The sequence below is a fragment of the Bacillus sp. XT-2 genome, from assembly GCF_025696525.1.
Taxonomy (GTDB): Bacteria; Bacillota; Bacilli; order Bacillales; family Bacillaceae; genus Bacillus; species Bacillus halotolerans.
Map to the genome: position 1 here is coordinate 348,679 of NZ_JAHVOC010000004.1, position 20,800 is coordinate 369,478.

At 44.6% G+C, this 20,800-nt stretch carries 23 protein-coding genes, 17 tRNA genes, 2 rRNA genes and 1 riboswitch; of the genes, 8 read left to right on the top strand and 34 right to left on the bottom strand.

All coding sequences use genetic code 11. The features are described 5' to 3' along the window. Positions 1-2 precede the first annotated feature (2 nt). From KXD37_RS13760 to queG, 5 genes are all read right to left on the bottom strand, one after another. Positions 3-716: a polymer-forming cytoskeletal protein gene (locus tag KXD37_RS13760; RefSeq protein ID WP_255004908.1), complete on the bottom strand. Its 714-nt coding sequence runs from the start codon at positions 714-716 to the stop codon at positions 3-5. Further along, positions 707-1,348, bottom strand: coding sequence for a YhbD family protein (locus tag KXD37_RS13765; protein ID WP_180948927.1), 642 nt, complete (start codon positions 1,346-1,348; stop codon positions 707-709). Before KXD37_RS13765 ends, KXD37_RS13760 begins: the two co-directional genes overlap by 10 nt. A 113-nt stretch (positions 1,349-1,461) precedes the next feature. Next, positions 1,462-1,944 carry a tRNA (uridine(34)/cytosine(34)/5-carboxymethylaminomethyluridine(34)-2'-O)-methyltransferase TrmL gene (gene trmL, locus KXD37_RS13770; protein ID WP_081638260.1) on the bottom strand — a complete coding sequence of 161 codons (483 nt, stop codon included), beginning with the start codon at positions 1,942-1,944 and terminating at the stop codon, positions 1,462-1,464. 37 nt (positions 1,945-1,981) lie between these two features. Next, on the bottom strand, positions 1,982-2,911 hold the full coding sequence (locus KXD37_RS13775; RefSeq protein ID WP_081638259.1) for an amidase domain-containing protein: 930 nt from the start codon (positions 2,909-2,911) through the stop codon (positions 1,982-1,984). A gap of 79 nt (positions 2,912-2,990) precedes the next feature. Further along, the gene (queG, locus tag KXD37_RS13780) at positions 2,991-4,136 is read right to left on the bottom strand and encodes a tRNA epoxyqueuosine(34) reductase QueG (RefSeq protein ID WP_059293184.1); all 1,146 of its coding nucleotides are present in this window, start codon (positions 4,134-4,136) and stop codon (positions 2,991-2,993) included. Positions 4,137-4,219: 83 nt separating this feature from the next. On the opposite strand from queG, the gene KXD37_RS13785 reads away from it, so the two are divergent. Then, entirely contained in the window at positions 4,220-4,843 is a 624-nt protein-coding gene (locus KXD37_RS13785) for a hypothetical protein (protein ID WP_024120682.1), read from the top strand. 90 nt (positions 4,844-4,933) lie between these two features. On the opposite strand, the gene KXD37_RS13790 is transcribed toward KXD37_RS13785, so the two are convergent. Next, a tRNA-Gly gene (locus tag KXD37_RS13790) sits at positions 4,934-5,007 on the bottom strand. A gap of 193 nt (positions 5,008-5,200) precedes the next feature. Here KXD37_RS13790 and KXD37_RS13795 point away from each other — a divergent pair. Next, positions 5,201-5,401 (top strand): helix-turn-helix transcriptional regulator, encoded by a 201-nt coding sequence (locus KXD37_RS13795; RefSeq protein ID WP_010333491.1) that lies wholly within the window; start codon positions 5,201-5,203, stop codon positions 5,399-5,401. Between the two features lies 1 nt (position 5,402). Then, positions 5,403-5,876, top strand: coding sequence for a hypothetical protein (locus KXD37_RS13800; protein ID WP_024120681.1), 474 nt, complete (start codon positions 5,403-5,405; stop codon positions 5,874-5,876). An 18-nt stretch (positions 5,877-5,894) separates the two neighbouring features. Here KXD37_RS13800 and rpsN read toward each other — a convergent pair whose 3' ends face one another. From rpsN to KXD37_RS13830, 6 genes are all read right to left on the bottom strand, one after another. Continuing rightward, the gene (gene rpsN, locus KXD37_RS13805) at positions 5,895-6,164 is read right to left on the bottom strand and encodes a 30S ribosomal protein S14 (protein ID WP_024120680.1); all 270 of its coding nucleotides are present in this window, start codon (positions 6,162-6,164) and stop codon (positions 5,895-5,897) included. Between the two features lie 107 nt (positions 6,165-6,271). Further along, entirely contained in the window at positions 6,272-6,802 is a 531-nt protein-coding gene (locus KXD37_RS13810) for a hypothetical protein (protein WP_127696910.1), read from the bottom strand. A gap of 91 nt (positions 6,803-6,893) precedes the next feature. Next, positions 6,894-8,030, bottom strand: a complete 1,137-nt coding sequence (ssuD, locus tag KXD37_RS13815) for an FMNH2-dependent alkanesulfonate monooxygenase (RefSeq protein WP_106021574.1) — start codon at positions 8,028-8,030, stop codon at positions 6,894-6,896. A gap of 19 nt (positions 8,031-8,049) precedes the next feature. After that, positions 8,050-8,883: an ABC transporter permease gene (locus KXD37_RS13820; RefSeq protein ID WP_081638258.1), complete on the bottom strand. Its 834-nt coding sequence runs from the start codon at positions 8,881-8,883 to the stop codon at positions 8,050-8,052. Then, the gene (locus KXD37_RS13825) at positions 8,877-9,878 is read right to left on the bottom strand and encodes an aliphatic sulfonate ABC transporter substrate-binding protein (RefSeq protein ID WP_106021575.1); all 1,002 of its coding nucleotides are present in this window, start codon (positions 9,876-9,878) and stop codon (positions 8,877-8,879) included. The genes KXD37_RS13820 and KXD37_RS13825 overlap by 7 nt, the downstream gene beginning before the upstream one ends. Before the next feature lie 17 nt (positions 9,879-9,895). Beyond that, positions 9,896-10,663, bottom strand: a complete 768-nt coding sequence (locus KXD37_RS13830; protein ID WP_106021576.1) for an ABC transporter ATP-binding protein — start codon at positions 10,661-10,663, stop codon at positions 9,896-9,898. Between the two features lie 398 nt (positions 10,664-11,061). On the opposite strand from KXD37_RS13830, the gene katA reads away from it, so the two are divergent. After that, positions 11,062-12,513: a catalase KatA gene (gene katA / locus KXD37_RS13835; RefSeq protein ID WP_151174861.1), complete on the top strand. Its 1,452-nt coding sequence runs from the start codon at positions 11,062-11,064 to the stop codon at positions 12,511-12,513. Between the two features lie 38 nt (positions 12,514-12,551). Here katA and KXD37_RS13840 read toward each other — a convergent pair whose 3' ends face one another. The 3 genes from KXD37_RS13840 to KXD37_RS13850 all read right to left on the bottom strand — a co-directional run bounded on the left by KXD37_RS13840 (position 12,552) and on the right by KXD37_RS13850 (position 15,653). Then, the gene (locus KXD37_RS13840) at positions 12,552-12,737 is read right to left on the bottom strand and encodes an FbpB family small basic protein (RefSeq protein ID WP_024120673.1); all 186 of its coding nucleotides are present in this window, start codon (positions 12,735-12,737) and stop codon (positions 12,552-12,554) included. A gap of 142 nt (positions 12,738-12,879) precedes the next feature. Further along, on the bottom strand, positions 12,880-14,652 hold the full coding sequence (gene thiC / locus KXD37_RS13845) for a phosphomethylpyrimidine synthase ThiC (RefSeq protein ID WP_127696911.1): 1,773 nt from the start codon (positions 14,650-14,652) through the stop codon (positions 12,880-12,882). Between the two features lie 132 nt (positions 14,653-14,784). After that, positions 14,785-14,892, bottom strand: a riboswitch (TPP riboswitch). Positions 14,893-14,960: 68 nt separating this feature from the next. Then, positions 14,961-15,653 (bottom strand): Type 1 glutamine amidotransferase-like domain-containing protein, encoded by a 693-nt coding sequence (locus KXD37_RS13850; protein ID WP_101863931.1) that lies wholly within the window; start codon positions 15,651-15,653, stop codon positions 14,961-14,963. A 101-nt stretch (positions 15,654-15,754) separates the two neighbouring features. Between KXD37_RS13850 and KXD37_RS13855 the strand changes: the two genes are divergently transcribed. From KXD37_RS13855 to KXD37_RS13865, 3 genes are read left to right on the top strand one after another with little or no spacing between them, the layout of a single operon-like run. After that, positions 15,755-15,979: a hypothetical protein gene (locus tag KXD37_RS13855; RefSeq protein ID WP_024120670.1), complete on the top strand. Its 225-nt coding sequence runs from the start codon at positions 15,755-15,757 to the stop codon at positions 15,977-15,979. Continuing rightward, positions 15,976-16,335, top strand: coding sequence for a spore coat protein (locus KXD37_RS13860; RefSeq protein ID WP_010333479.1), 360 nt, complete (start codon positions 15,976-15,978; stop codon positions 16,333-16,335). The genes KXD37_RS13855 and KXD37_RS13860 overlap by 4 nt, the downstream gene beginning before the upstream one ends. 20 nt (positions 16,336-16,355) lie before the next feature. Continuing rightward, complete coding sequence (locus KXD37_RS13865) at positions 16,356-17,492, top strand: zinc-dependent alcohol dehydrogenase (RefSeq protein ID WP_101863728.1); 1,137 nt, start codon at positions 16,356-16,358, stop codon at positions 17,490-17,492. A gap of 40 nt (positions 17,493-17,532) precedes the next feature. Here the strand turns inward: KXD37_RS13865 and KXD37_RS13870 are convergent, their stop codons facing one another. Continuing rightward, positions 17,533-17,730 (bottom strand): hypothetical protein, encoded by a 198-nt coding sequence (locus KXD37_RS13870; protein ID WP_010333477.1) that lies wholly within the window; start codon positions 17,728-17,730, stop codon positions 17,533-17,535. A 153-nt stretch (positions 17,731-17,883) separates the two neighbouring features. Between KXD37_RS13870 and spo0M the strand changes: the two genes are divergently transcribed. Continuing rightward, positions 17,884-18,660, top strand: coding sequence for a sporulation control protein Spo0M (gene spo0M, locus KXD37_RS13875; protein ID WP_101860922.1), 777 nt, complete (start codon positions 17,884-17,886; stop codon positions 18,658-18,660). Positions 18,661-18,758: 98 nt separating this feature from the next. Here spo0M and KXD37_RS13880 read toward each other — a convergent pair. The 18 genes from KXD37_RS13880 to KXD37_RS13965 all read right to left on the bottom strand — a co-directional run. Beyond that, a tRNA-Leu gene (locus tag KXD37_RS13880) sits at positions 18,759-18,840 on the bottom strand. Positions 18,841-19,094: 254 nt separating this feature from the next. Then, positions 19,095-19,183: transfer RNA gene (locus tag KXD37_RS13885), tRNA-Leu, on the bottom strand. A gap of 7 nt (positions 19,184-19,190) precedes the next feature. Further along, a tRNA-Cys gene (locus KXD37_RS13890) sits at positions 19,191-19,261 on the bottom strand. A 5-nt stretch (positions 19,262-19,266) separates the two neighbouring features. After that, positions 19,267-19,341: transfer RNA gene (locus KXD37_RS13895), tRNA-Gly, on the bottom strand. A 49-nt stretch (positions 19,342-19,390) separates the two neighbouring features. Further along, a tRNA-Gln gene (locus tag KXD37_RS13900) sits at positions 19,391-19,462 on the bottom strand. Positions 19,463-19,471: 9 nt separating this feature from the next. Further along, positions 19,472-19,547, bottom strand: a tRNA-His gene (locus KXD37_RS13905). Between the two features lie 24 nt (positions 19,548-19,571). Beyond that, positions 19,572-19,645 (bottom strand) — tRNA-Trp (locus tag KXD37_RS13910). A 5-nt stretch (positions 19,646-19,650) separates the two neighbouring features. After that, positions 19,651-19,735: transfer RNA gene (locus KXD37_RS13915), tRNA-Tyr, on the bottom strand. Positions 19,736-19,757: 22 nt separating this feature from the next. Beyond that, positions 19,758-19,830 (bottom strand) — tRNA-Thr (locus tag KXD37_RS13920). Positions 19,831-19,835: 5 nt separating this feature from the next. Next, a tRNA-Phe gene (locus KXD37_RS13925) sits at positions 19,836-19,911 on the bottom strand. Between the two features lie 12 nt (positions 19,912-19,923). Then, positions 19,924-20,000 (bottom strand) — tRNA-Asp (locus KXD37_RS13930). Between the two features lie 13 nt (positions 20,001-20,013). Continuing rightward, positions 20,014-20,090 (bottom strand) — tRNA-Met (locus tag KXD37_RS13935). Between the two features lie 7 nt (positions 20,091-20,097). Continuing rightward, positions 20,098-20,173 (bottom strand) — tRNA-Val (locus KXD37_RS13940). Between the two features lie 9 nt (positions 20,174-20,182). Next, positions 20,183-20,254 (bottom strand) — tRNA-Glu (locus KXD37_RS13945). A 34-nt stretch (positions 20,255-20,288) separates the two neighbouring features. Further along, a tRNA-Ser gene (locus KXD37_RS13950) sits at positions 20,289-20,380 on the bottom strand. Between the two features lie 5 nt (positions 20,381-20,385). Continuing rightward, positions 20,386-20,460, bottom strand: a tRNA-Asn gene (locus tag KXD37_RS13955). A gap of 9 nt (positions 20,461-20,469) precedes the next feature. Further along, a 5S ribosomal RNA gene (gene rrf, locus KXD37_RS13960) occupies positions 20,470-20,585 on the bottom strand. 106 nt (positions 20,586-20,691) lie between these two features. Then, a 23S ribosomal RNA gene (locus KXD37_RS13965) occupies positions 20,692-20,800 on the bottom strand; the annotation flags it as partial.

Here is a 20,800-nt window from a genome sequence, read left to right on the forward strand (position 1 = left end):
CCTTACATTCTTGTGTACATGCCTACCGAAGCGTTCGGATCACAAGTATAATCACCGCTGTATTCCACGGTCTCAATCCGGCAGTTTGGACCGATTTTCACTGTGTTTCCCCGCACAGTCTTGGCGTTCGTGTTTGTCAGCTCAATCACGTCCCCCTCGATCAGTTCAGCCGTTAACACAGGGGTCGGCATCAGCTTCAGCAATGTCAGCATCCCTTTTCTGCCCGTCACTTGAAGATGGCGGCAGCCGATTTCCCGCACATAACTCTCTCCGGAAGAAAGCTTGATATTCACCTGATCAGCATTTAAAAGACCGCTGACTTTGCATTTCCCTTCGGTCTGAAATCTTTCCGTTTCACAATCAGCTTCCATGACCGCCTTTCCGGTGATCACAATGTCATCAGCCTTGACTGTTCCGCCAAATGTTGACGATCCCGCAACCTTCAATTGTTTAGCGGCGGTATCACCTTGAATAAAGCCTGTTCCATTCATGCGGATGGATTCTGCTTCAACATCCCCATGAATTTTCCCTGAACCGCTGATGGTTACTGTTCTTGCCTTGACGCTCCCATCCGCTTTACCGGTCCCGTTAAATGAAAAAGAGTCACACTCCACGTCTCCGGCCACGGTTCCGCTGCCATTAATCTCAACTGATTGAAATTTTCCGCCCTTTGAACTCCCCGTACCGTTTATCACCAGATTATCCATTATTTCCATTGATGGCCCTCCTGCATATATTTTGTCTTTAGTTCCTCTGAAGCATTTGCTAAATCCACTCTATCGACAATCTTGACGGACGACTCAAAAAGGATGCTGTCTGCGGCAGCCGCTATAAAACAAGTCGTTACACCCAGCTTGCGTAAAATGATCAGTTCCGTCTGCTTCTTGATCTCCGCTGTATCATACTTCCTCAATACCTCAGCAGCCATTTTCGCTTCTTCCAAGCTGACATTTCCGGATTGTAAAAGCCCTTCAAGCACATACAGTGACAACAGATCCCGAGAAGAAAACACCGTGTCTGCTCCGCCTTCTGAAAAGACATGCAGAGCCGGCTTTGATATCAAACCTTTCGTCAGCAATTCATCAGCTGTCATGCTCACATCCTTCATTTTCGGTGACAGCATCTCCCGCATCTCATCCAAAGACAAATTTTCTTTCATCTTTTGAATGATTGAAATGCGCTTTAAAATATCCTCTCTAGGAAAAAACGTCTCTTGCCCTGTAAATGTGGATTTACGTATAAACCACTCCTCAGGGATTAAATTTTTTCGTTTCCATCGATACAGCTGACCGTATGAGATGGATGTTTCTTCAAGCAATTCTTTTTTAGAGATTAATTGATCTTCCATAAGTCCAGCTCCTTTGATGGATACATTGTAACATAACACTGTTACGTTGTTAAGCCCAGAATAAAGTTCCATAACACAAAAAAACCCGCCCATACACATGAGCGGGTTTTTCACTATTTTAAATCTCGGTAATTTTGCTGACGCAGCGCCTCATACACAAGAATCGCTGCGGTATTGGACAGATTTAGCGATCTGACATGCTCTGTCATCGGAAGACGCAGGCATCGGTCCATATTATTTTGAATTAATTCCTTTGGCAAGCCGCTTGTTTCTCTTCCGAATACAAAGAAATAATCCTCGTCAATATCCGTGTAGTCAAAAGATGTATGCGGCTTTTGGCCGAATTTCGTGATGAAGAAAAACTGCCCTTTTTTATATGCCTCAAACAATTCTTCTAACGAGTCATGATACACTACGTTTACAAACTCCCAATAATCAAGTCCGGCGCGCTTCAGCATTTTATCATCTGTTGAAAAGCCGAGCGGACGAATCAGGTGGAGCGTTGTATCTGTTGCTGCGCAAGTACGTGCGATATTCCCTGTATTAGCAGGAATTTCTGGTTGATATAAAACGACATGTAATGCCACTGTGTTCACCTCTATTTTTCTTATCCGCCCATCATTATATCATTAATTACTCTTTTGTCGTATCATCAACGATATGAAAAAAGGCATATCGGATAGACGGTGTGTATGCAGTTGAATCCTCGTATGACCAATACCTCATCCGGCTGTCATAGGACTGGGCGTTGACAAGCGGCATATTGCCTTTGTCCTTCGCCACCACAATCGTTGTATGATTAAACCGGCCATCTCCCTCAAAATCATAGCAAATCACATCACCCGGCACCAGCTCTTCCGCTGATTTCACCCGAACCGCCCGAAGGCCGGCCTTGGAATTCGTCAAATACATTTTCATCGAGTGCGCCACCGTCCAGCTATAGCTCCAAGAGCTTTGTTTCATCCACCAGCCAGATCCTCTGTTCGGGTGACCGCGCATTGGCGCTCCTCCTGCATGAAGACACTGAGAAATAAAATTCGTACAATTATCGCTGAAATTCTTATAAGCCGGATTACGCTTGTTCCAATATTTTTCGGCATATTGTACCGCTCCGAGCCGGTCATATTGAAAAGCTCGGCCAAACGCTTCCCTTTCTTCCTGTGAATAGTCAATAATGCTTTGGCCTTCACTAAAGCCCGCCGGTTTTTTTATCACTTCCTGATCCTTAATCAGAATTTGATCATAAACAAAAGCGACTCTTTCTTCTATCTGCTCTTCCATATACAGACTGTCATCCTGCTCCTTGTATAGATATTCGAAGTGTATGATATACCTGATGCAGGCGGTTCCGTCATCCTCAACCTGCACATAGTCTATGACAGCTTTTGCTTTCGCTTTTATCATCTCAATCTTACGTTTTTCCAGAAGCTTTTTCTTTCGTTCCATGACCTCCAGGTCTCCGACTTGAGGCTCCTGTCTCAGATCATGCCCGTTGACCAGATAGCTGAGACGCTCCTCCGCTAGTTGTTCTAATATGTGCTTCAAGCTCACCCCACCCGACATACTTTTTTATAGAGAAAAAACACTTGGCTGCATCTCAAGTGTTTTTTCCTTCTGCTCTATACGTATGTCAGGACAAGACTTATTTAGTCATGCCGGCTTTTAGCAATTCAATTCCTTTTTCAATTTCCTGCTTTGCCTCTTCATCATTTTCTTTTTCCAGTGCTTTTTCAAGCTCCTCCGCGTATGTGTTGTCTCCGATTTTCCCGATAGCCCAGGCAGCCGTTCCCCTGATGACCGGGCGCGGATCTTTATGCATAAGCTCCGTCAGTTCAGGCAGTGCGGAGGTGTCTTTAAAGTGGGCAAGCGCCAGAATCGCGTTCCGCTGAATCGGTTTTTTTCCGCGCCACGAGCCTGAAACATGTCCGAATTTCTCTTTAAATTCACGGTTGCTGATGGTTAAAAGCGGCTTCAGCAACGGTTTTGCAATCTCGGGGTCCGGTTCCATTTCAGGATGCAGATGAAAATCCTTCCCTTTATTGATTGGACATACCGTTTGGCACGTATCGCATCCATACAGTCGGTTTCCGATTTTCGTGCGGAATTCATCCGGCAAAAATCCTTTTGTCTGGGTCAGAAAAGATATACAGCGCTGAGCGTTAAGCTGCCCAGGGTTCACAAGCGCTCCCGTCGGGCAAGCATCTAAACATTTGGTGCATGATCCGCACATATCCTCAATCGGCACATCCGGCTCGAAAGGTATATTTGTAATCATTTCCGCCAAATACACATAAGACCCGTACTCTGGCGTTGTAATCATACAATTTTTGGCGCTGAACCCAATTCCGGCCCGTTCCGCCACTGCCCGATCAGACAATTCACCCGTATCGACCATTGATTTTGTCCTGATATCCTCATGCTTGCTTCTCAGGAAATCCTCCAGAAGATCGAGCTTTTCCCGCAGGACGTCATGATAGTCCTTTCCCCAGGAGGCTCTGCAAAAAATGCCTCTGCGCTCAGTTCGCGTGCTTCTTGGCGCATCCTTCATTCTCGAAGGATAAGCAAGTGCAATCGCCACGATTGATTTCGCTTTCGGCAAAAGCAGCGTCGGCGTCACTCTTTTTTCAATATCAGGCTCTTCAAAACCGGAAAGATATCCGAGTGACTCCTGAAGAATCAAACGGTCTTTTAAACTGTCAAATGTATCAGCGGTCGTAAAACCGATCTTGTCCACGCCAATGCTTTTCGCGTATTCAATTAATTCTTCTTTCAGCTGATAAACGTTCATGGTTTGCACAGCCTCCTTTCTTTGTGATAAAACAATAAGCCGTTGTATAATAGGTTGATATCCCGTAATTGGAGTGAATGCATGTGAATATCAAACTTGATCCTGTTATTACTGAACGAGCGGCAGGAATAAATGCAGCCGCTGTGATATATGAAAATATTGAAGTCGGATCCTCTCCGCAAATGCTGAAAGGCAGACTTCGTTTATTTCAAGAGTCTCTGTTTTTTGACTATGCGGACGGCGGAATTTCCAGCCAGCCTTACGTCAAAGAATGGCAGACAATCTTTAAGCAGCTTGACCCTTCATTCGAGGGAGAAAAAACGCCGATGGAGCAAATGCTGATCCCGATATCCAAAGAACAATTCATGGAAAGCGAGGATTCAGCCCATGATACCATACATTTTTTCGCGTTAAAATATTCTCTCCCCATTATGATCTATGATGCCGGCAAGCTCCAGGAGCCAGTCCGGATTTCAGTAGGAGAAAAAGATAACATACTGATTTATTCTGATGAAGACGGGGTATTCGGCGATTTCAAAAACAAAGTCAATCAAAAACCCGTCACCGCAGATACAAAAAGCATGCTGCAAATCATCTTTTTCCCGCCATCGATTAAAAAAGAAAACGCCGTTAACCTATTAACATCATTAACGAAAATGTTTGAACAAATTCACGGCGGCGGCCATACAGTACATTGGCTTACGTAAAAGAACACGAGATTCGTGTTCTTTTTCACATAAAAAAACGCAATACTTCGTTTATCTGAGAAACGAAACACTGCGTTAATAACGTATGTATGGAGCGGGTGATGAGAATCGAACTCACGACATCAGCTTGGAAGGCTGAGGTTTTACCACTAAACTACACCCGCATTTGTTATTGGCGGTGTCAGCACCGCTTTGACTTTTATTATGTTACACGTTTATTAATTTTTCGTCAAGAGAATATAAAAAATTTGTCGAAAGAAATTTTTATTTTTGTAATATTGTTAAGTTACATTTACATAATGTTAAATAAACTATACAATGGAAGAAAGTGAGAATGTGAAGGTGGCAGACGTCATGATGAAAAATAAAGTGAAAGAGCTCAGAGCGCGCTTCAGCTATTCTCAGGAAAAACTCGGAGAAACGGTCGGCGTCACGAGACAAACGGTAGCAGCAATTGAAAAAGGAGACTATGTTCCCTCACTGTTATTAGCATTAAAAATCTGCAAAGCCTTCTCCATGAAAATGGAGGATGTCTTTTGGCTAGAGGAGGAAGACTAATATGGGCATGAAAACAAAAGCAGCATTTCACCTCGTTTTGTTCGGCCTTGCATGCTGGACACTGATTTCATACTTTGAAGCTTCGGAAGGCATTGGAGCCTTTTTCAGCACAAGGAACGGCCAGATGATGTTTGAAATAAACATCACCCCGTTTATTCTTTTTATTGCGGCAGCTGCAGTTTATATCTATTTACAAAAGAAAAGCCGACCTGCATCAAAAAATCTTCTGCTGCCAGATGAATTTGAGGAACAGGATGAAAGAGAGCAGATGATGACGGCAAAAGCCTGCCGTGCGTCATATATCGCCGTCTACTTTTCACTGCCTGCCGCCGCTGTCCTGCTCATTTTTTATCCGCTGTTTCAGTCACACATTCCCTTTTTCCCTATTATTATCGTGTTTATCATCATGATCATCCAGCACATATCCTACGTCATTTCCTTCAAGAAAAATGAAAAAAACTCCGGCGCGGTGTAATCGTCCGGAGTTTTTTTCTTACCAGCTTGCTTTTTTCACACCCGGAATTTGGCCTTTATGCGCCAGCTCCCTAAAAGCAATTCTGGACATTTTAAATTTTCTCATATATCCTCTCGGGCGGCCCGTTACCATACAGCGGTTATGGAGTCTTCCCGGTGCTGAATCTCTCGGCAGCTTGCTGAGTGCTTCGTAATCTCCTTTTGCCTTTAACTCTTGTCTGATAGCAACATATTGTTCAACAAGCTTCTGGCGTTTTAATTCTTTTGCCACTTTTGATTTCTTAGCCAAGAAAAAGCCTCCTTTAGATCGTAATATTTACGATTTAAAATGTATCACGATGTATTCTAAAATGCAAGCACACCGCTCGGTAAAACAGACGGCCGAAGCCGTCCATTTTATTTATGCAATTCAACATAATAAAGCAGAGCATCTTTATGATTGATCAGTTCATTTTTGTTTTCAGAGGTTTTCATTGTACCGTTAGAATCCTTTATGCTGCTGCCGATCAATATCGGTTTCCCGAAAGAAATTGGCTCCGCTGATGATATATTTTGAGTCATTTCCTGTACAGCGCTGACGTCACGCTGAAACGATGAAGCAGCCGTGCTGCTCCCTTGTTCATCAACAATGCCAAAGTGAACGGTGCTCATTTTTTTCTGCCCTTCCTCATTCTCAAAATAAACAAATTGTAATGTATCGGGATTTTCTTCCGTGAAATCAGCAGTTACCGGACCTATCGTTTCAACAAGCTTTCCGTTTTGGTAATGTTCAATGTACATGTCAGCCTCAGAAATGCTTTCGTTGATATTAGTCACTTCAGCAGCGAATGAATGCGGAGCCGCAATCTTCATTCTGTTTTTTTCAATATCTGAAACATCTGCCTCTTTGATTTCCATGTGCTTCGTATTTCCGCATGCTGACAGCATGACCATCAGAGTAACGGCACTTATAAGTATTCTCAGAAAAAACAGCCCCCTTTTTTGATTATCATACCATGTTCGGAGGCTGTGTTTTCACTTAAACTGACGCATGATTCTCTTTGACAAAATAAGTGTTACCGACGGCTTCTCCTCTTTTTTTCTGAAGTTTCCTTGTCCGCTCATTTTCGAACGGCAAAAGCGGGAAGACGAGCTCTGCAAAATAGTACGCTTCTTCTAAATGAGGATAGCCGGAAAAAATAAATGATTCAATGCCGAGGGCCTGGTACTCCGCTATGCGGTCGGCAATAGTCTGCGGATCTCCGACAAGAGCCGTGCCTGCCCCTCCTCTGACCAGGCCGATACCCGCCCACAGATTCGGGCTGATTTCAAGCTTTGTCCGATCGCCTCGATGAAGCTCCGCCATCCGCTTTTGACCCGAAGAATCAGCACGGCGCAAAGCGTTCTGTGCTTTGGCAATCGTGTCATCATCCAAATGGCTGATTAAACGCTCAGCCGCTTCCCACGCCTCATGTTCTGTTTCACGGGCGATCACATGCAGCCTAATGCCGAACCGCACTGTTCTTCCCTCTTTTTCCGCTTGCTTTTTGACTCTCTCAATCTTTTCTTTTACCTGCTCAGGCGGCTCACCCCACGTTAAATACACATCTGTATGCTTTGCCGCGACTTCAATTCCAGCCTGTGAGGACCCGCCGAAATAGATAGGCGGGTGCGGTTCTTGCCGCGGCGGGAATAGCAGATTGCTGTTTTCCACTTTTATATGGTTTCCTTCATAGGTAACCGTTTCTCCGCGCAAAAGCCCCCGCCAAACAGTTAAAAATTCGTCCGTTGCTTCATAGCGCTCATCATGACTGATAAACAGTCCGTCCCCGGCTAGCTCGTACGGATCGCCCCCTGCCACAACATTAATCAGCAGCCGTCCATCTGAAATGTGATCTAAGGTAGAGGTCATTCTGGCTGCAAGAGAAGGCTGCATTAACCCGGGCCGTACCGCGACTAAAAACTTTAAGTCCTTTGTTTCCCCGGCTAACGCCGCGGCTGTGAGCCAAGGGTCCTCGCACGATCTTCCCGTCGGCAGAAGGACTCCTGTATACCCCAGCCTGTCAGCGGCCTGCGCCACTTGTTTAAAGTATTCATGATCCGCCGTCCGTCCATCGCTTTCCGACCCTAAATACCTTGCATCTCCATGTGTCGGAATAAACCAAAGAATGTCCATATCAATCTCTCCTTTTCGTCTATTTTCCCTCGTAACTGTTTCTCCACTTTAATAGCTTTCGTTCAAGCAGTCTGACAAAAGAATCCGTCAGCTTTCCAACCACCGCAAAAATGATAATCCCGGCAAACACTTTATTTGTTTGTGAAAATTGTCTGGCATCCATGATCATATAACCGACCCCTGAGCTTGAACCCATCAGCTCCGCTACAACAAGCCCAAGCCATGCAATACCCAGCGATAAGCGAATGCCGAGCAATATATTGGGCAGGGATGCCGGCACAATCACTTTTGTCATCTGCTGGTGCCATTTAAATTCAAGCACCCGGGCAACTTCGAACAGCTTAGCGTCAACTCCGCGAATGCCGTTAAATGTATTGATATACACAGGGAAGAAAGCGCCGAGCGCAATCAGCAAAATTTTAGATATTTCATCAAAACCGAACCATAAAATAAACAGCGGCGTGACAGCCAGATGCGGAACGGTTCTGAGCATTTGCAATGATGGGTCAAGATACAATTCCGTCCGTTTTGAAAATCCGGCCAAAATTCCGATCAAAAGTCCAAGCCCCGCACCAAGTACAAAACCAAGCGCTGCCCGGTATATACTGATTTGCAGATGGCCAAAGAGCTCGCCTGTCAAAATGAGCTCTTTAAACGTCAGCAAGATCGCAACAGGTGTAGGGAGCACTGTCGCCGACACGATGCCAAGACTGCCGATCACCTGCCAGATGGCTATGATCACAGCAGGCAGCAGAAGCCCCTTTGCCCACCCGTATTTGATTCTATGGGGCTTTCTTTGTATCGCTTCAGCATTTGCTTTCGGCAGTGAACCTGCAGCCTCTGCTTTCATGATGGATCACCTCCAGAGACTTTTTCCTTTAACGCTTTTTTGATAAATGAATTATCAACAACTTCTCTCACATCAATTTTCTTATCTATCGCTTTTGTTTTAAATTGAAAATCCGCTGTCTCCTGCTGCGCTTTTATAATGTCTTCACTAATAACCTCATTCAGAGGCTCCGTATTTTTCAGCACATTTTCAACGACCTTTTTATCGAGATCTTTTATTTTTGCATACAAGTCAGCCGCTTCATCCGGATGTTCCTTTTGCCAAACAACCGCCTGATTAAATACCTTCAGAAAACGGACCACTTCGTCTGGATGTTCCTTAGAGAATGTTGTTCTAACTAATGTAAACCCTGGTGAATATAAATCGGTGCTTTCCCCGTTCACAAGAAGTTTCGCTCCGTGTTTGATTGTTTCTAAGGATAGGTACGGCTCCCAGATGGACCAAGCGTCAACCGAACCGTTTTCAAACGCAGAGGCCGCTTCATCAGGCTGCAGCTGAATAATGGTCACGTCATCAGCTGACAAGCCTGATTGATCAAGCGCTTTATACAAAAAGTCAAAGCCGCTGCTGCCTTTCGCTACAGCAATTTTCTTTCCTTTTAAATCTTTGACCTCCTTAATCCCGCTGGCTGGATTCACAAGTATGCCGTTCGCCTTTAATCCGTCCTGAGACAAGCCAATTTCTTTAAAATCAATGCCTGCCGCCTGTCCAGCGATCACTGGTGAATTGCCGACTTGAGAAAAGTCAAGTTTATCTGCTGCAAGCCCTTCAAATTGTGGCGGCCCGCTTTGAAACTCCACCCATTTCACCTTGATGCCTTCTTTTTCAAAAGCCTTTTCAAACCAGCCTTTTTCCTTGGCAATTAAAAGCGGGCTTAAGCTTTGCTGTATTCCGATCCGAATTTCTTTCAATGGTTTTTTATCACCGCTGGCTCCATTTGCTCCGCACCCTGCCAGCAGAAAAAAAATAGATGCCAATACAATGATTCCTTTTTTCATCTCTGCTTCAGCCCTTTCTATATCCCTGATCCTTCTGCATACTCAAAGTCTTCTGTTTTTTCGAATTCCGACAGCACTTTCTGTCTGATCGCTTGGAAATCAGTCGTCGTCCTGTTTCGGGGATAAGCCAGATGAATTGGCATCAGCTTGTGAATTTTTCCCGGTTTGGCTTTTAGGATCGCAATCTCATTCCCTAAATAAACAGATTCATCTATATCATGAGTGACGAGTATCATCGTTGTCTTTTTCCTCCGCCATATATCCAGCAGCACGTCTTGAAGGTGTTTTCGAGTAAACGCGTCTAACGCACCGAACGGTTCATCCAAAAGCAGCACCTCCGGCTCCCGCAGAAGAGCTCGTGCGATGGCCACTCTTTGAGACATACCGCCCGACAGCTCACGCGGATATGCTTTCTCCGATCCTTTTAATCTGACAATCTCGATCAGTTCATCTACCTTCTGTTTGACTTTAGGATCTTTCAAATTCAAATCGGCGGCAATATTCTGCTCAACCGTCAGCCAAGGAAAAAGACGGTGTTCCTGAAAAATAAATCCTTGCTGAATACCTGGTGCAGTCACATAGCGTTCGTTAATTTCGACACTCCCGCTAAAATCAGAATCAAGTCCTGCAATTATCTTTAAAAGTGTGCTTTTTCCGCATCCGCTCGGTCCGATGATCGTTAAAAACTCACCCGGTGCAATTGATAATTGAATATTCTCCAAGACCGTAGTTTGGCGGCCTTCTTGAGCAAATGCTTTTTCCTTGATGTTGATGGTCACAGCCACTTTTATCCCTCTCCTTCTGCCAACCCCGCCTTCTAAAAAAACAAAAAGGCCCCCATCTCTGTTTTTGTAGAGATGAGAGCCTTCGGCGGTCCGATCAGCTGCCCAATTGTTTTTTTGTTTGAATATCATGTTAATTCAAATTATTCCGATATGTCAACTCTTTTTTATTCAACATTTTTTGGATGAATGTTTATCACTTACTTTTCATATTCGCAAATAGCGCTTATTTCTATGAACCCTCGATCATCTCTATTAAACTGTTCTGCCAAGGGTTTTCTGCTTTTTTCAATAGTTTTTATCGTATTATACAAATGATTATTTTATAATCATTATAAAATAATATTGACTTTTTACTTAGAGATGATATTATGTTCTTATCAATTCCAAGAGGTGATGACATGAGTTCAAATAAACTGACAACTAGCTGGGGAGCTCCAGTTGGAGATAATCAAAATTCAATGACTGCCGGTTCTCGCGGACCAACTTTAATCCAAGATGTACACTTACTCGAAAAATTGGCCCATTTTAACAGAGAACGTGTTCCTGAGCGTGTCGTTCATGCTAAAGGTGCAGGCGCACACGGTTATTTTGAAGTGACAAACGATGTAACAAAATATACAAAAGCTGCTTTCTTATCAGAAGTCGGCAAACGCACACCTTTGTTCATCCGTTTCTCAACAGTTGCCGGTGAACTTGGCTCTGCTGACACCGTTCGCGACCCGCGCGGATTTGCTATTAAGTTTTATACAGAAGAAGGAAACTATGACATCGTCGGCAACAATACGCCGGTATTCTTCATCCGCGATGCGATTAAGTTCCCTGATTTTATCCATACACAAAAAAGAGATCCAAAAACACACTTGAAAAATCCTACAGCTGTATGGGATTTCTGGTCACTTTCACCGGAATCTCTACACCAAGTGACGATCCTGATGTCTGACCGCGGAATTCCTGCTACACTTCGCCACATGCACGGTTTTGGTAGCCATACATTCAAATGGACAAATGCCGAAGGCGAAGGCGTATGGATCAAGTATCACTTTAAAACAGAACAAGGCGTGAAGAACCTTGATGTGAAGACAGCAGCAAAAATTGCCGGTGAAAACCCGGATTATCATACTGAAGATCTGTTCAATGCAATCGAAAACGGCGATTTCCCTGCATGGAAATTATATGTGCAAATCATGCCTTTAGAAGATGCAAATACGTACCGCTTCGATCCGTTTGATGTCACAAAAGTATGGTCTCAAAAAGACTATCCGCTCATTGAAGTCGGCCGTATGGTTCTTGACAGAAATCCGGAAAACTACTTTGCAGAAGTAGAACAAGCAACATTCTCACCTGGAACACTGGTCCCCGGTATTGATGTATCACCGGATAAAATGCTTCAAGGGCGTCTGTTTGCGTATCATGATGCGCATCGCTACCGTGTGGGAGCAAACCACCAGGCCCTGCCGATCAACCGCGCACGCAACGAAGTAAGAAACTATCAGCGTGACGGACAAATGCGCTTTGACAATAACGGCGGCGGCTCCGTCTACTACGAGCCAAACAGCTTCGGCGGACCGACTGAGTCACCTGAGGATAAACAAGCGGCTTATCCAGTACAAGGAATGGCTGACAGCGTAAGCTACGATCACAATGATCACTACACACAAGCAGGCGATCTCTACCGTTTAATGAGCGAAGAGGAACGCACACGCCTTGTAGAAAATATCGTAAATGCAATGAAACCAGTAGAAAAAGAAGATATCAAACTCCGCCAAATCGAGCACTTTTACAAAGCTGATCCTGAATACGGAAGACGCATAGCAGAGGGCTTAGGTTTGCCGATTAAAAAAGAAGTTTAATAGCATAGAAAAAAACCCGCTGTTATTCAGCGGGTTTTTTACATAGATTTACGGATTGCCGTATGCTTCTCGTCAATCTTCATATAAATTTTTTCCATTAACTCCTCACTATTCATTATCTCCCGCTTGTTCTTTTCAATAAGAAGCGCCAGCGGCAGCATCTGATTGCCATATGTTTTTCGTTTTCTGAAGCGTCTTCTCCCTTTCTCTTTTTTGGTTCCCATCATTTCTCCCTCCTTTAAAAATAAAAAAGGCTCTTATCTCAAAAGATAAGAGCCTTCGGTGATCCGATCAGCAAATGTTGGAAATGTATATTAGCTATATTAAAACGTATTCAATTCGGCCTGTCAATGACTTTCTATACTGTTACTTATAAAGTTTGCTGCCTTGATTCACAAATTCCTCGGCTTTTTCTTTCATGCCCTCCTGAATGGCATCCCACTCATTAAGCTCTTTGTCTTTGGCATAATCACGGATATCCTGAGAAATTCTCATGCTGCAAAATTTCGGCCCGCACATCGAACAGAAATGAGCCGTTTTCGCCCCTTCAGCAGGCAGGGTCTCATCATGATATTCAAGCGCTCTTTCCGGATCAAGCGAGAGGTTAAATTGGTCTCGCCAGCGGAATTCAAAGCGGGCTTTTGATAAAGCGTCATCTCGTATTTGCGCTCCTGGATGCCCTTTTGCAAGGTCAGCCGCATGCGCCGCAATTTTGTATGTAATAACCCCTTCCCGCACATCTTCACGGTTTGGCAGCCCGAGATGCTCCTTCGGCGTCACATAACACAGCATGGCCGTACCGTACCAGCCGATCATCGCCGCTCCGATCGCTGATGTAATGTGGTCATAGCCCGGTGCAATATCCGTCGTCAGCGGCCCTAGCGTGTAAAAAGGCGCTTCTTTACAGATTTCCATTTGTTTATCGACGTTCTCCTTGATTTTATGCATCGGCACATGACCCGGCCCCTCAATCATCACCTGAACATCATGCTTCCAGGCAATTTGCGTGAGTTCTCCGAGAGTCTCTAATTCAGCAAACTGCGCTTCGTCATTGGCATCGGCAATTGACCCTGGGCGAAGCCCGTCTCCAAGAGAAAAGGCAATATCATACGTCTTCATAATTTCACAGATTTCTTCAAAATGAGTATACAGAAAGCTTTCCTTATGATGAGCCAGACACCACTGTGCCATAATCGCTCCTCCGCGTGACACAATTCCCGTTGTCCGTTTAGCAGTTAGCGGCACATATCGCAGCAAAACACCCGCGTGAATCGTAAAATAATCCACACCCTGTTCAGCCTGCTCAATCAGCGTGTCACGGTAGATTTCCCACGTTAAATCCTCCGCTACACCGTTTACTTTTTCAAGCGCTTGATAGATCGGAACGGTGCCAACAGGAACCGGGCAATTTCGGATAATCCATTCACGCGTCGTATGAATATCTTTCCCCGTGGAAAGATCCATCATCGTATCTGCTCCCCAGCGAATCGCCCACGTCATTTTTTCCACTTCTTCTTCAATCGAAGATGTAACTGCTGAATTCCCGATATTCGCGTTAATTTTCACATGGAAATTTCGGCCGATAATCATTGGTTCACTTTCCGGATGATTAATATTTGCTGGAATAATCGCCCGGCCGCTGGCTACTTCATCTCTGACAAATTCGGGAGACACATGCTCACGAATAGCGATAAACTCCATTTCAGGGGTAATTATCCCCTTTTTCGCATAATGCATTTGAGTGACATTTTGGCCCGTTTTCGCCCGCAGCGGTTTCCGTTTTAACCCGGGATAGCTTACATTAGGGTTAGCCTTTTTATAGCCGTTGTCTTCTGGCTTCACAGCACGTCCATTGTATTCTTCAACATCGCCGCGCCCAGTGATCCACTTGTGCCGAAGCGGTTTTAAACCTTCTTGAATATTAATTTTTACATCGGGGTCCGTATACGGTCCGCTTGTATCATAGACACGAACCGGCGCGTTTTCCTCTTCGCCGAATGATCCTGTTGTCGGACTGAGTTCAATTTCTCTCATCGGCACTTGAATATCCGGCGAAGCCCCCTCTACATATACTTTTTTACTCCCCGAAAAACTCGACATAATGGAAATGTTGGCTTGCTGCACTGAATGATTTTGCATCACTTATCCTTCCCCTCTCTTTGTTTGAAAGGACAAAATCAAGCCCATAACCAGCACAAAAAACCGGATTCAATTGAATGAACCCGGTTACAGTCAGAAAGAAACATATTATTGCAGTATTCAGCAATAATAAAAACAATTCCTCTACTTCCCCACGCTGGTACGAACCAGATCAGGTCCAAAGGGTTAAGAAGCATATCTTCTCTCTCAGCCCGTCAGCGGGCACCCCCAGTAACTATTAATTTCGCACTTATCGTATCATAAAAACAAACTGAAAAAAAGAGCAATGTATAAAATATTCAGCAAATTCAAGACAAATATGTAATCGGCAATGCTATTTCAGAGATTTCATTTTCATGAAGCACCACCTGATACGCATTTGCATCAGATCTTGAACTCACAGCCTGAAAAAAATGATCATCAATAAAATGAAGAGCTGCTCCATCATCCGCCGCATAACCGCTGCTCAACGCTTTCTCTGATATCATGTGATGATATGTAGGTCTCCGATCCTTTTCTCCATCATAATGAGGACAAAAACTGCCTTGCAAAAAACCCAAGCTTTTCAAACCGGTCAGCGGTCCGGCAGAATCCGTCACACCTTCTTCAAACCAGCAGATCGCACCTGCACTTAATCCCGCTAAAATAATCCCGTTCTCCCAAGCTTTTTTCAATATGTGATCCAGTCCCCACTCCTTCCACAGCACCAGCAAATTTCTTGTATTTCCCCCGCCGACATAAATCACATCTTTCTCCATAATAAAGGAGGCTAAATCTGTTGTCGGCGGCTTAAATAAAGACAAATGAGACGGGTCACAATCAAGCTTTTGAAAAGCATGGTAAAACCGCTGAACATAGTTCTCCGCATCCCCGCTTGCCGTTGGCAAAAAACAAATGCGAGGTGAGGGCTGCTTTGACTGATTAATGATAAATTGATCAAGAACCAGATGATCTGGTTCCATTGAAAAACCTCCGCCGCCCATCGCAATAATCTGTTTCATCATCCGACTCCCCCAAGAAAATATTTTACCCATTATAGCACTTTCGCATAAAAGCATGATACAAGGTAAAAATACCTTTGAATCAGGAGGTGACCGAAAAAATGGAACAAGACCGTTTGGCAAACCACGAAACAGTTGATTTACACGAAATCCTCAACTTCAAAACCGTATGTTTACTTAAATCAAAAATGATGCAGGGACTGGTGTTCGATCAGGAACTGAGAGCCCTTATGGAGAAGGATGTACAGCAGTCTGTACGGGACGTAACTGAGCTTCAGAGCCTCTATCAAAAGGCCCCGACAATAACAGGAGGTGACTATCATTGAACGATTTCTTAGACCCGAAAAACGCAAAAGGCATGCCTGACCTTGCTGATTCAGCACTTGCCCTAGATTTCTTAATTTCCGTAAAAACCGGTATCAAAAATTATGCTGTCGCCATCACGGAAACCGCAAGCCCAGAACTCAGAACAGCATTGCGCAATCAATTAGACGCCGCTATTTACCTGCACGGAGAACTATCACAGCTCATGATGGAAAAAGGCTGGCTTTTCCCTTCTGACTTGGACAAACAATTTCAAATCGATATGAAATCAGCACAAACAGCCGTTGATATCGCCGGGCTAAAACTTTTCCCCGATAACACGAACCGTCTCGGAACATTCGCAACGCCCGATCACTAAACAATAAGGAGACATCATGAATGAAAGCTGTTACTTATCAAGGCATTAAAGACGTCCGCGTCAAAGAGGTAAAAGCGCCAGAAATCAAAAAACCTGATGATATCATCGTCAAACTGACAACCACAGCAATCTGCGGATCTGATTTACACCTAATTCACGGCATGGTTCCCAATTTTCCTGAAGATTATATCATCGGCCATGAACCAATGGGCATTGTTGAAGAAACAGGCCCCGACGTTCACAAGGTTAAAAAAGGCGATCGTGTCATCATACCGTTTAACGTCAGCTGCGGCGAATGTTTTTTCTGCAAAAACCAGCTTGAAAGCCAATGTGACAATTCAAATGCAAACGGCGAAGTCGGTGCTTATTTTGGCTATTCAGACTCAGCAGGCGGCTATCCCGGAGGCCAGGCTGAATACATGCGCGTCCCCTATGCTAACTTCACTCCCTTTAAACTTCCTGATGACTGTGAAGTAGAAGATGAGAAATTGGTATTGCTTTCAGACGCTATGTCGACAGCCTATTGGAGCGTAGACAACGCAGGAGTAAAAGAGGGAAATACCGTCATTATTCTCGGCTGCGGTCCTGTCGGGCTGCTCGCGCAAAAATTCGCATGGATGAAAGGCGCCAAAAGAGTCATTGCAGTGGATTATGTAGACTATCGCCTTCAGCACGCAAAAAAAACAAACAATGTAGAAATCGTTAATTTCGAGCACCATGAAAACGCTGGTTCATATTTGAAAGAAATCACACAGGGCGGTGCAGATGTCGTCATCGACTGCGTCGGAATGGACGGCAAAATGTCCCCGCTTGAATTTCTCGCCACCGGTGTTAAAATGCACGGCGGAGCCATGGGTGCGCTGGTAACGGCGGCACAGGCTGTCAGAAAATGCGGCACAATTCAAGTGACAGGTGTGTACGGAATGAGATACAATGCATTTCCATTCGGAGACATCTTCCAAAGGAACGTAAATATTAGAACCGGCCAAGCCCCCGTCATTCATTATATGCCGTACCTGTATGAACTGATTGCTACAGGTAAAGTAGATCCGGGCGACATCATCACACATGTTCTGCCGTTAGATCAAGCAAAGCACGGTTATGAGGTGTTTGATACGAAAACAGACGGAGCCATTAAAGTGCTTCTTAAACCATAAAAAAAGACGGTCTCTCATTTTGAGAAGCCGTCTCTCTATTTTATTGCTCCACTCTTCTTAACGCTTCGTTTACTGTTTCTTTTATAAACGCGTCTTCCCCGGTCAAACTGTCTAATCTGAGTTCACCGCTTCTCAGTCTTTCTGAAAGATTGTTAATGTCCTCCTCGACTGTGATTTGCAGCTCACCAGCTAAAAACATTCTATGTAATTCATCAGCGACCATCGTTTCTTTATTCATTCATGTCTCCTCCTTTACTAAAGCATCACTTTTAGTCTGTCCCTCAGATAAACGAATATAGGAAAAAAGGTTCATTTATTTCAAAATAAATGAACCTTTTTTCCTTCTTCCCACGTATAACTGTTGAGAAAAAGAAAAAGGGGAAGATCTAATATGTCATTTTTTAAGAAACTTGCCGCAAGTGCCGGCATCGGTGCAGCAAAAGTCGATACCATTTTGGAGAAAGATGCGTATTGTCCAGGAGAAGAAGTCCGCGGAACTGTACATGTAAAAGGCGGGAAAATCGCCCAGGATATCCGTTATATTGATTTACAGCTCAACACAAGATATGTCATTGTAAAAGACGATGAAGAGCACCGGAAACACGCAACAATTCATTCTTTTCGGGTAACTGGTTCATTCACCATTCAGCCTGGGGAAGAACATCAATTTCCGTTCTCCTTCATCCTGCCTCTTGATACACCGATTACTGTAGGGAAGGTAGAAGTCGCAGTAGTGACAGACCTTGACATTCAAGGCGGTATTGATAAATCAGATCACGATCGTATCTTCGTAGAAGCACATCCTTGGGTTGAAAATGTATTAGAAGCAATTGAGAACCTTGGCTTCCGTCTTAACGAAGCAGACTGTGAACAGGCATCTTACTTCCAGCGCCGTCTGCCTTTCGTTCAAGAATTTGAGTTTGTTCCAACATCAGGCTATTACCGTCAGATGCTTGATGAATTAGAGCTTATTTTTCTTTTAGAGGAAGACGGTTTAGAAATTATTTTCGAAGTTGATCGCCGGGCAAGAGGCCTGCGTGGATGGCTGGAAGAGATGTATAATGACGGAGAGCAGCTCGTACGTGTCCGTTTCAGACAATCAGAGCTTGATGATATCGAACAACTTGAAGAGGTCTTAGAAGAGATCATCGACCAATATGCTGAGTAAATAACAAAAAGGAGCCTCTGCTTATTAATATAGGCTCCTTCTTTTAATAAAAACGAAACCCCGTTTCTTACATAAGTAAGAAACGGGGTTCTTTTGTATACCGGTGGTCGGGATCGAACCGACACTCCAGAAGGAACACGATTTTGAGTCGTGCGCGTCTGCCAATTCCGCCACACCGGCAAGTTTTACGTCGTATCTAACCGACGAATATAAATATATCATGGATATGATAAAGTGTCAATGTATTTCAAAAAAGTTTTTTGGGGAATATAATAATAAAGGGCTAAAGCGACTTTTTATGAAATACAGCCCAATGCTTACATCGACACTTTCATACAATAAAAAAATGATCTACATAAGTAGATCATTAATATGATTAGCTTCATTATATATTCAAGCACAAACACCAATTTAACTTATCAAGTAAGTAAAATTGGTGCCGAGGGCCGGACTTGAACCGGCACGGTAGTCACCTACCGCAGGATTTTAAGTCCTGTGTGTCTGCCAATTCCACCACCCCGGCAAAAGAAAGGCGACACCCGGATTCGAACCGGGGATAAAGGTTTTGCAGACCTCTGCCTTACCACTTGGCTATGCCGCCGTAATTGGAGCGGAAGACGGGATTCGAACCCGCGACCCCCACCTTGGCAAGGTGGTGTTCTACCACTGAACTACTTCCGCATCTTAAGGGACTTAATACATTATATTCAATTGATATAAAAAAGTGAGACTGGGCTAGCTGGATTCGAACCAACGCATGACGGAGTCAAAGTCCGTTGCCTTACCGCTTGGCTATAGCCCAATGATAATATGGGGCGATTGATGGGAATCGAACCCACGAGTGCCAGAGCCACAATCTGGTGCGTTAACCACTTCGCCACAACCGCCATAATCTCAAGATATCATAAATTTGGCAGGGGCAGTAGGAATCGAACCCACACCGGAGGTTTTGGAGACCTCTGTTCTACCGTTAAACTATGCCCCTATAAATGGTGGAGGGGGGCAGATTCGAACTGCCGAACCCTGAGGGAGCGGATTTACAGTCCGCCGCGTTTAGCCACTTCGCTACCCCTCCACATTAAGTTTTGAAAAAACAGTGCCGGCAAGAGGACTTGAACCCCCAACCTACTGATTACAAGTCAGTTGCTCTACCAATTGAGCTACACCGGCATAGGTGGTGGCTCGGGACGGAATCGAACCGCCGACACACGGATTTTCAGTCCGTTGCTCTACCAACTGAGCTACCGAGCCTTATTATTTAAATGGCGGTCCGGACGGGACTCGAACCCGCGACCTCCTGCGTGACAGGCAGGCATTCTAACCAACTGAACTACCGGACCATTTGATTTTAATTGGTTGCGGGGGCAGGATTTGAACCTGCGACCTTCGGGTTATGAGCCCGACGAGCTACCGAACTGCTCCACCCCGCGATGATAATGGTGGAGGATGACGGGCTCGAACCGCCGACCCTCTGCTTGTAAGGCAGATGCTCTCCCAGCTGAGCTAATCCTCCATCATATAATGACCCGTACGGGATTCGAACCCGTGTTACCGCCGTGAAAGGGCGGTGTCTTAACCGCTTGACCAACGGGCCCAGACTTTCAATTGTGATTATGTATAAATATCAGTGGCGGAGAGCAAGGGATTCGAACCCTTGAGACGGAGTTGACCGCCTACACGATTTCCAATCGTGCTCCTTCGACCACTCGGACAGCTCTCCAATAATGGCTCCGCAGGTAGGATTCGAACCTACGACCGATCGGTTAACAGCCGATAGCTCTACCACTGAGCTACTGCGGAATGAAGTCTGCCTGGCGATGTCCTACTCTCACAGGGGGAAACCCCCGACTACCATCGGCGCTGAAGAGCTTAACTTCCGTGTTCGGCATGGGAACGGGTGTGACCTCTTCGCCATCATCACCAGACAATTTCAGTGACATTTAACATTATACTATGTATATCTTGAAAAGTCAAGAGTTTTTTTGAGATATTCTCTCAAAACTAGATAACAGATGTGACATCATTAGAAATTAGGTTAAGTCCTCGATCGATTAGTATCTGTCAGCTCCATGTGTCGCCACACTTCCACCTCAGACCTATCAACCTGATCATCTTTCAGGGATCTTACTTCCTTGCGGAA

Coding starts and splice junctions, on each gene's coding strand:
- KXD37_RS13765 (WP_180948927.1), bottom strand. CDS start 1,348: ATGGAAGATCAATTAATCTCTAAAAAAGAATTGCTTGAAGAAACATCC.
- KXD37_RS13795 (WP_010333491.1), top strand. CDS start 5,201: ATGAAAAATAAAGTGAAAGAGCTCAGAGCGCGCTTCAGCTATTCTCAG.
- KXD37_RS13825 (WP_106021575.1), bottom strand. CDS start 9,878: ATGAAAAAAGGAATCATTGTATTGGCATCTATTTTTTTTCTGCTGGCA.
- KXD37_RS13855 (WP_024120670.1), top strand. CDS start 15,755: ATGGAACAAGACCGTTTGGCAAACCACGAAACAGTTGATTTACACGAA.
- KXD37_RS13865 (WP_101863728.1), top strand. CDS start 16,356: ATGAAAGCTGTTACTTATCAAGGCATTAAAGACGTCCGCGTCAAAGAG.
- KXD37_RS13760 (WP_255004908.1), bottom strand. CDS start 716: ATGGAAATAATGGATAATCTGGTGATAAACGGTACGGGGAGTTCAAAG.
- queG (WP_059293184.1), bottom strand. CDS start 4,136: ATGAACGTTTATCAGCTGAAAGAAGAATTAATTGAATACGCGAAAAGC.
- KXD37_RS13775 (WP_081638259.1), bottom strand. CDS start 2,911: ATGTCGGGTGGGGTGAGCTTGAAGCACATATTAGAACAACTAGCGGAG.
- KXD37_RS13850 (WP_101863931.1), bottom strand. CDS start 15,653: ATGAAACAGATTATTGCGATGGGCGGCGGAGGTTTTTCAATGGAACCA.
- KXD37_RS13840 (WP_024120673.1), bottom strand. CDS start 12,737: ATGGGAACCAAAAAAGAGAAAGGGAGAAGACGCTTCAGAAAACGAAAA.
- KXD37_RS13810 (WP_127696910.1), bottom strand. CDS start 6,802: ATGCTGTCAGCATGCGGAAATACGAAGCACATGGAAATCAAAGAGGCA.
- KXD37_RS13800 (WP_024120681.1), top strand. CDS start 5,403: ATGGGCATGAAAACAAAAGCAGCATTTCACCTCGTTTTGTTCGGCCTT.
- KXD37_RS13870 (WP_010333477.1), bottom strand. CDS start 17,730: ATGAATAAAGAAACGATGGTCGCTGATGAATTACATAGAATGTTTTTA.
- spo0M (WP_101860922.1), top strand. CDS start 17,884: ATGTCATTTTTTAAGAAACTTGCCGCAAGTGCCGGCATCGGTGCAGCA.
- ssuD (WP_106021574.1), bottom strand. CDS start 8,030: ATGGACATTCTTTGGTTTATTCCGACACATGGAGATGCAAGGTATTTA.
- thiC (WP_127696911.1), bottom strand. CDS start 14,652: ATGCAAAATCATTCAGTGCAGCAAGCCAACATTTCCATTATGTCGAGT.
- katA (WP_151174861.1), top strand. CDS start 11,062: ATGAGTTCAAATAAACTGACAACTAGCTGGGGAGCTCCAGTTGGAGAT.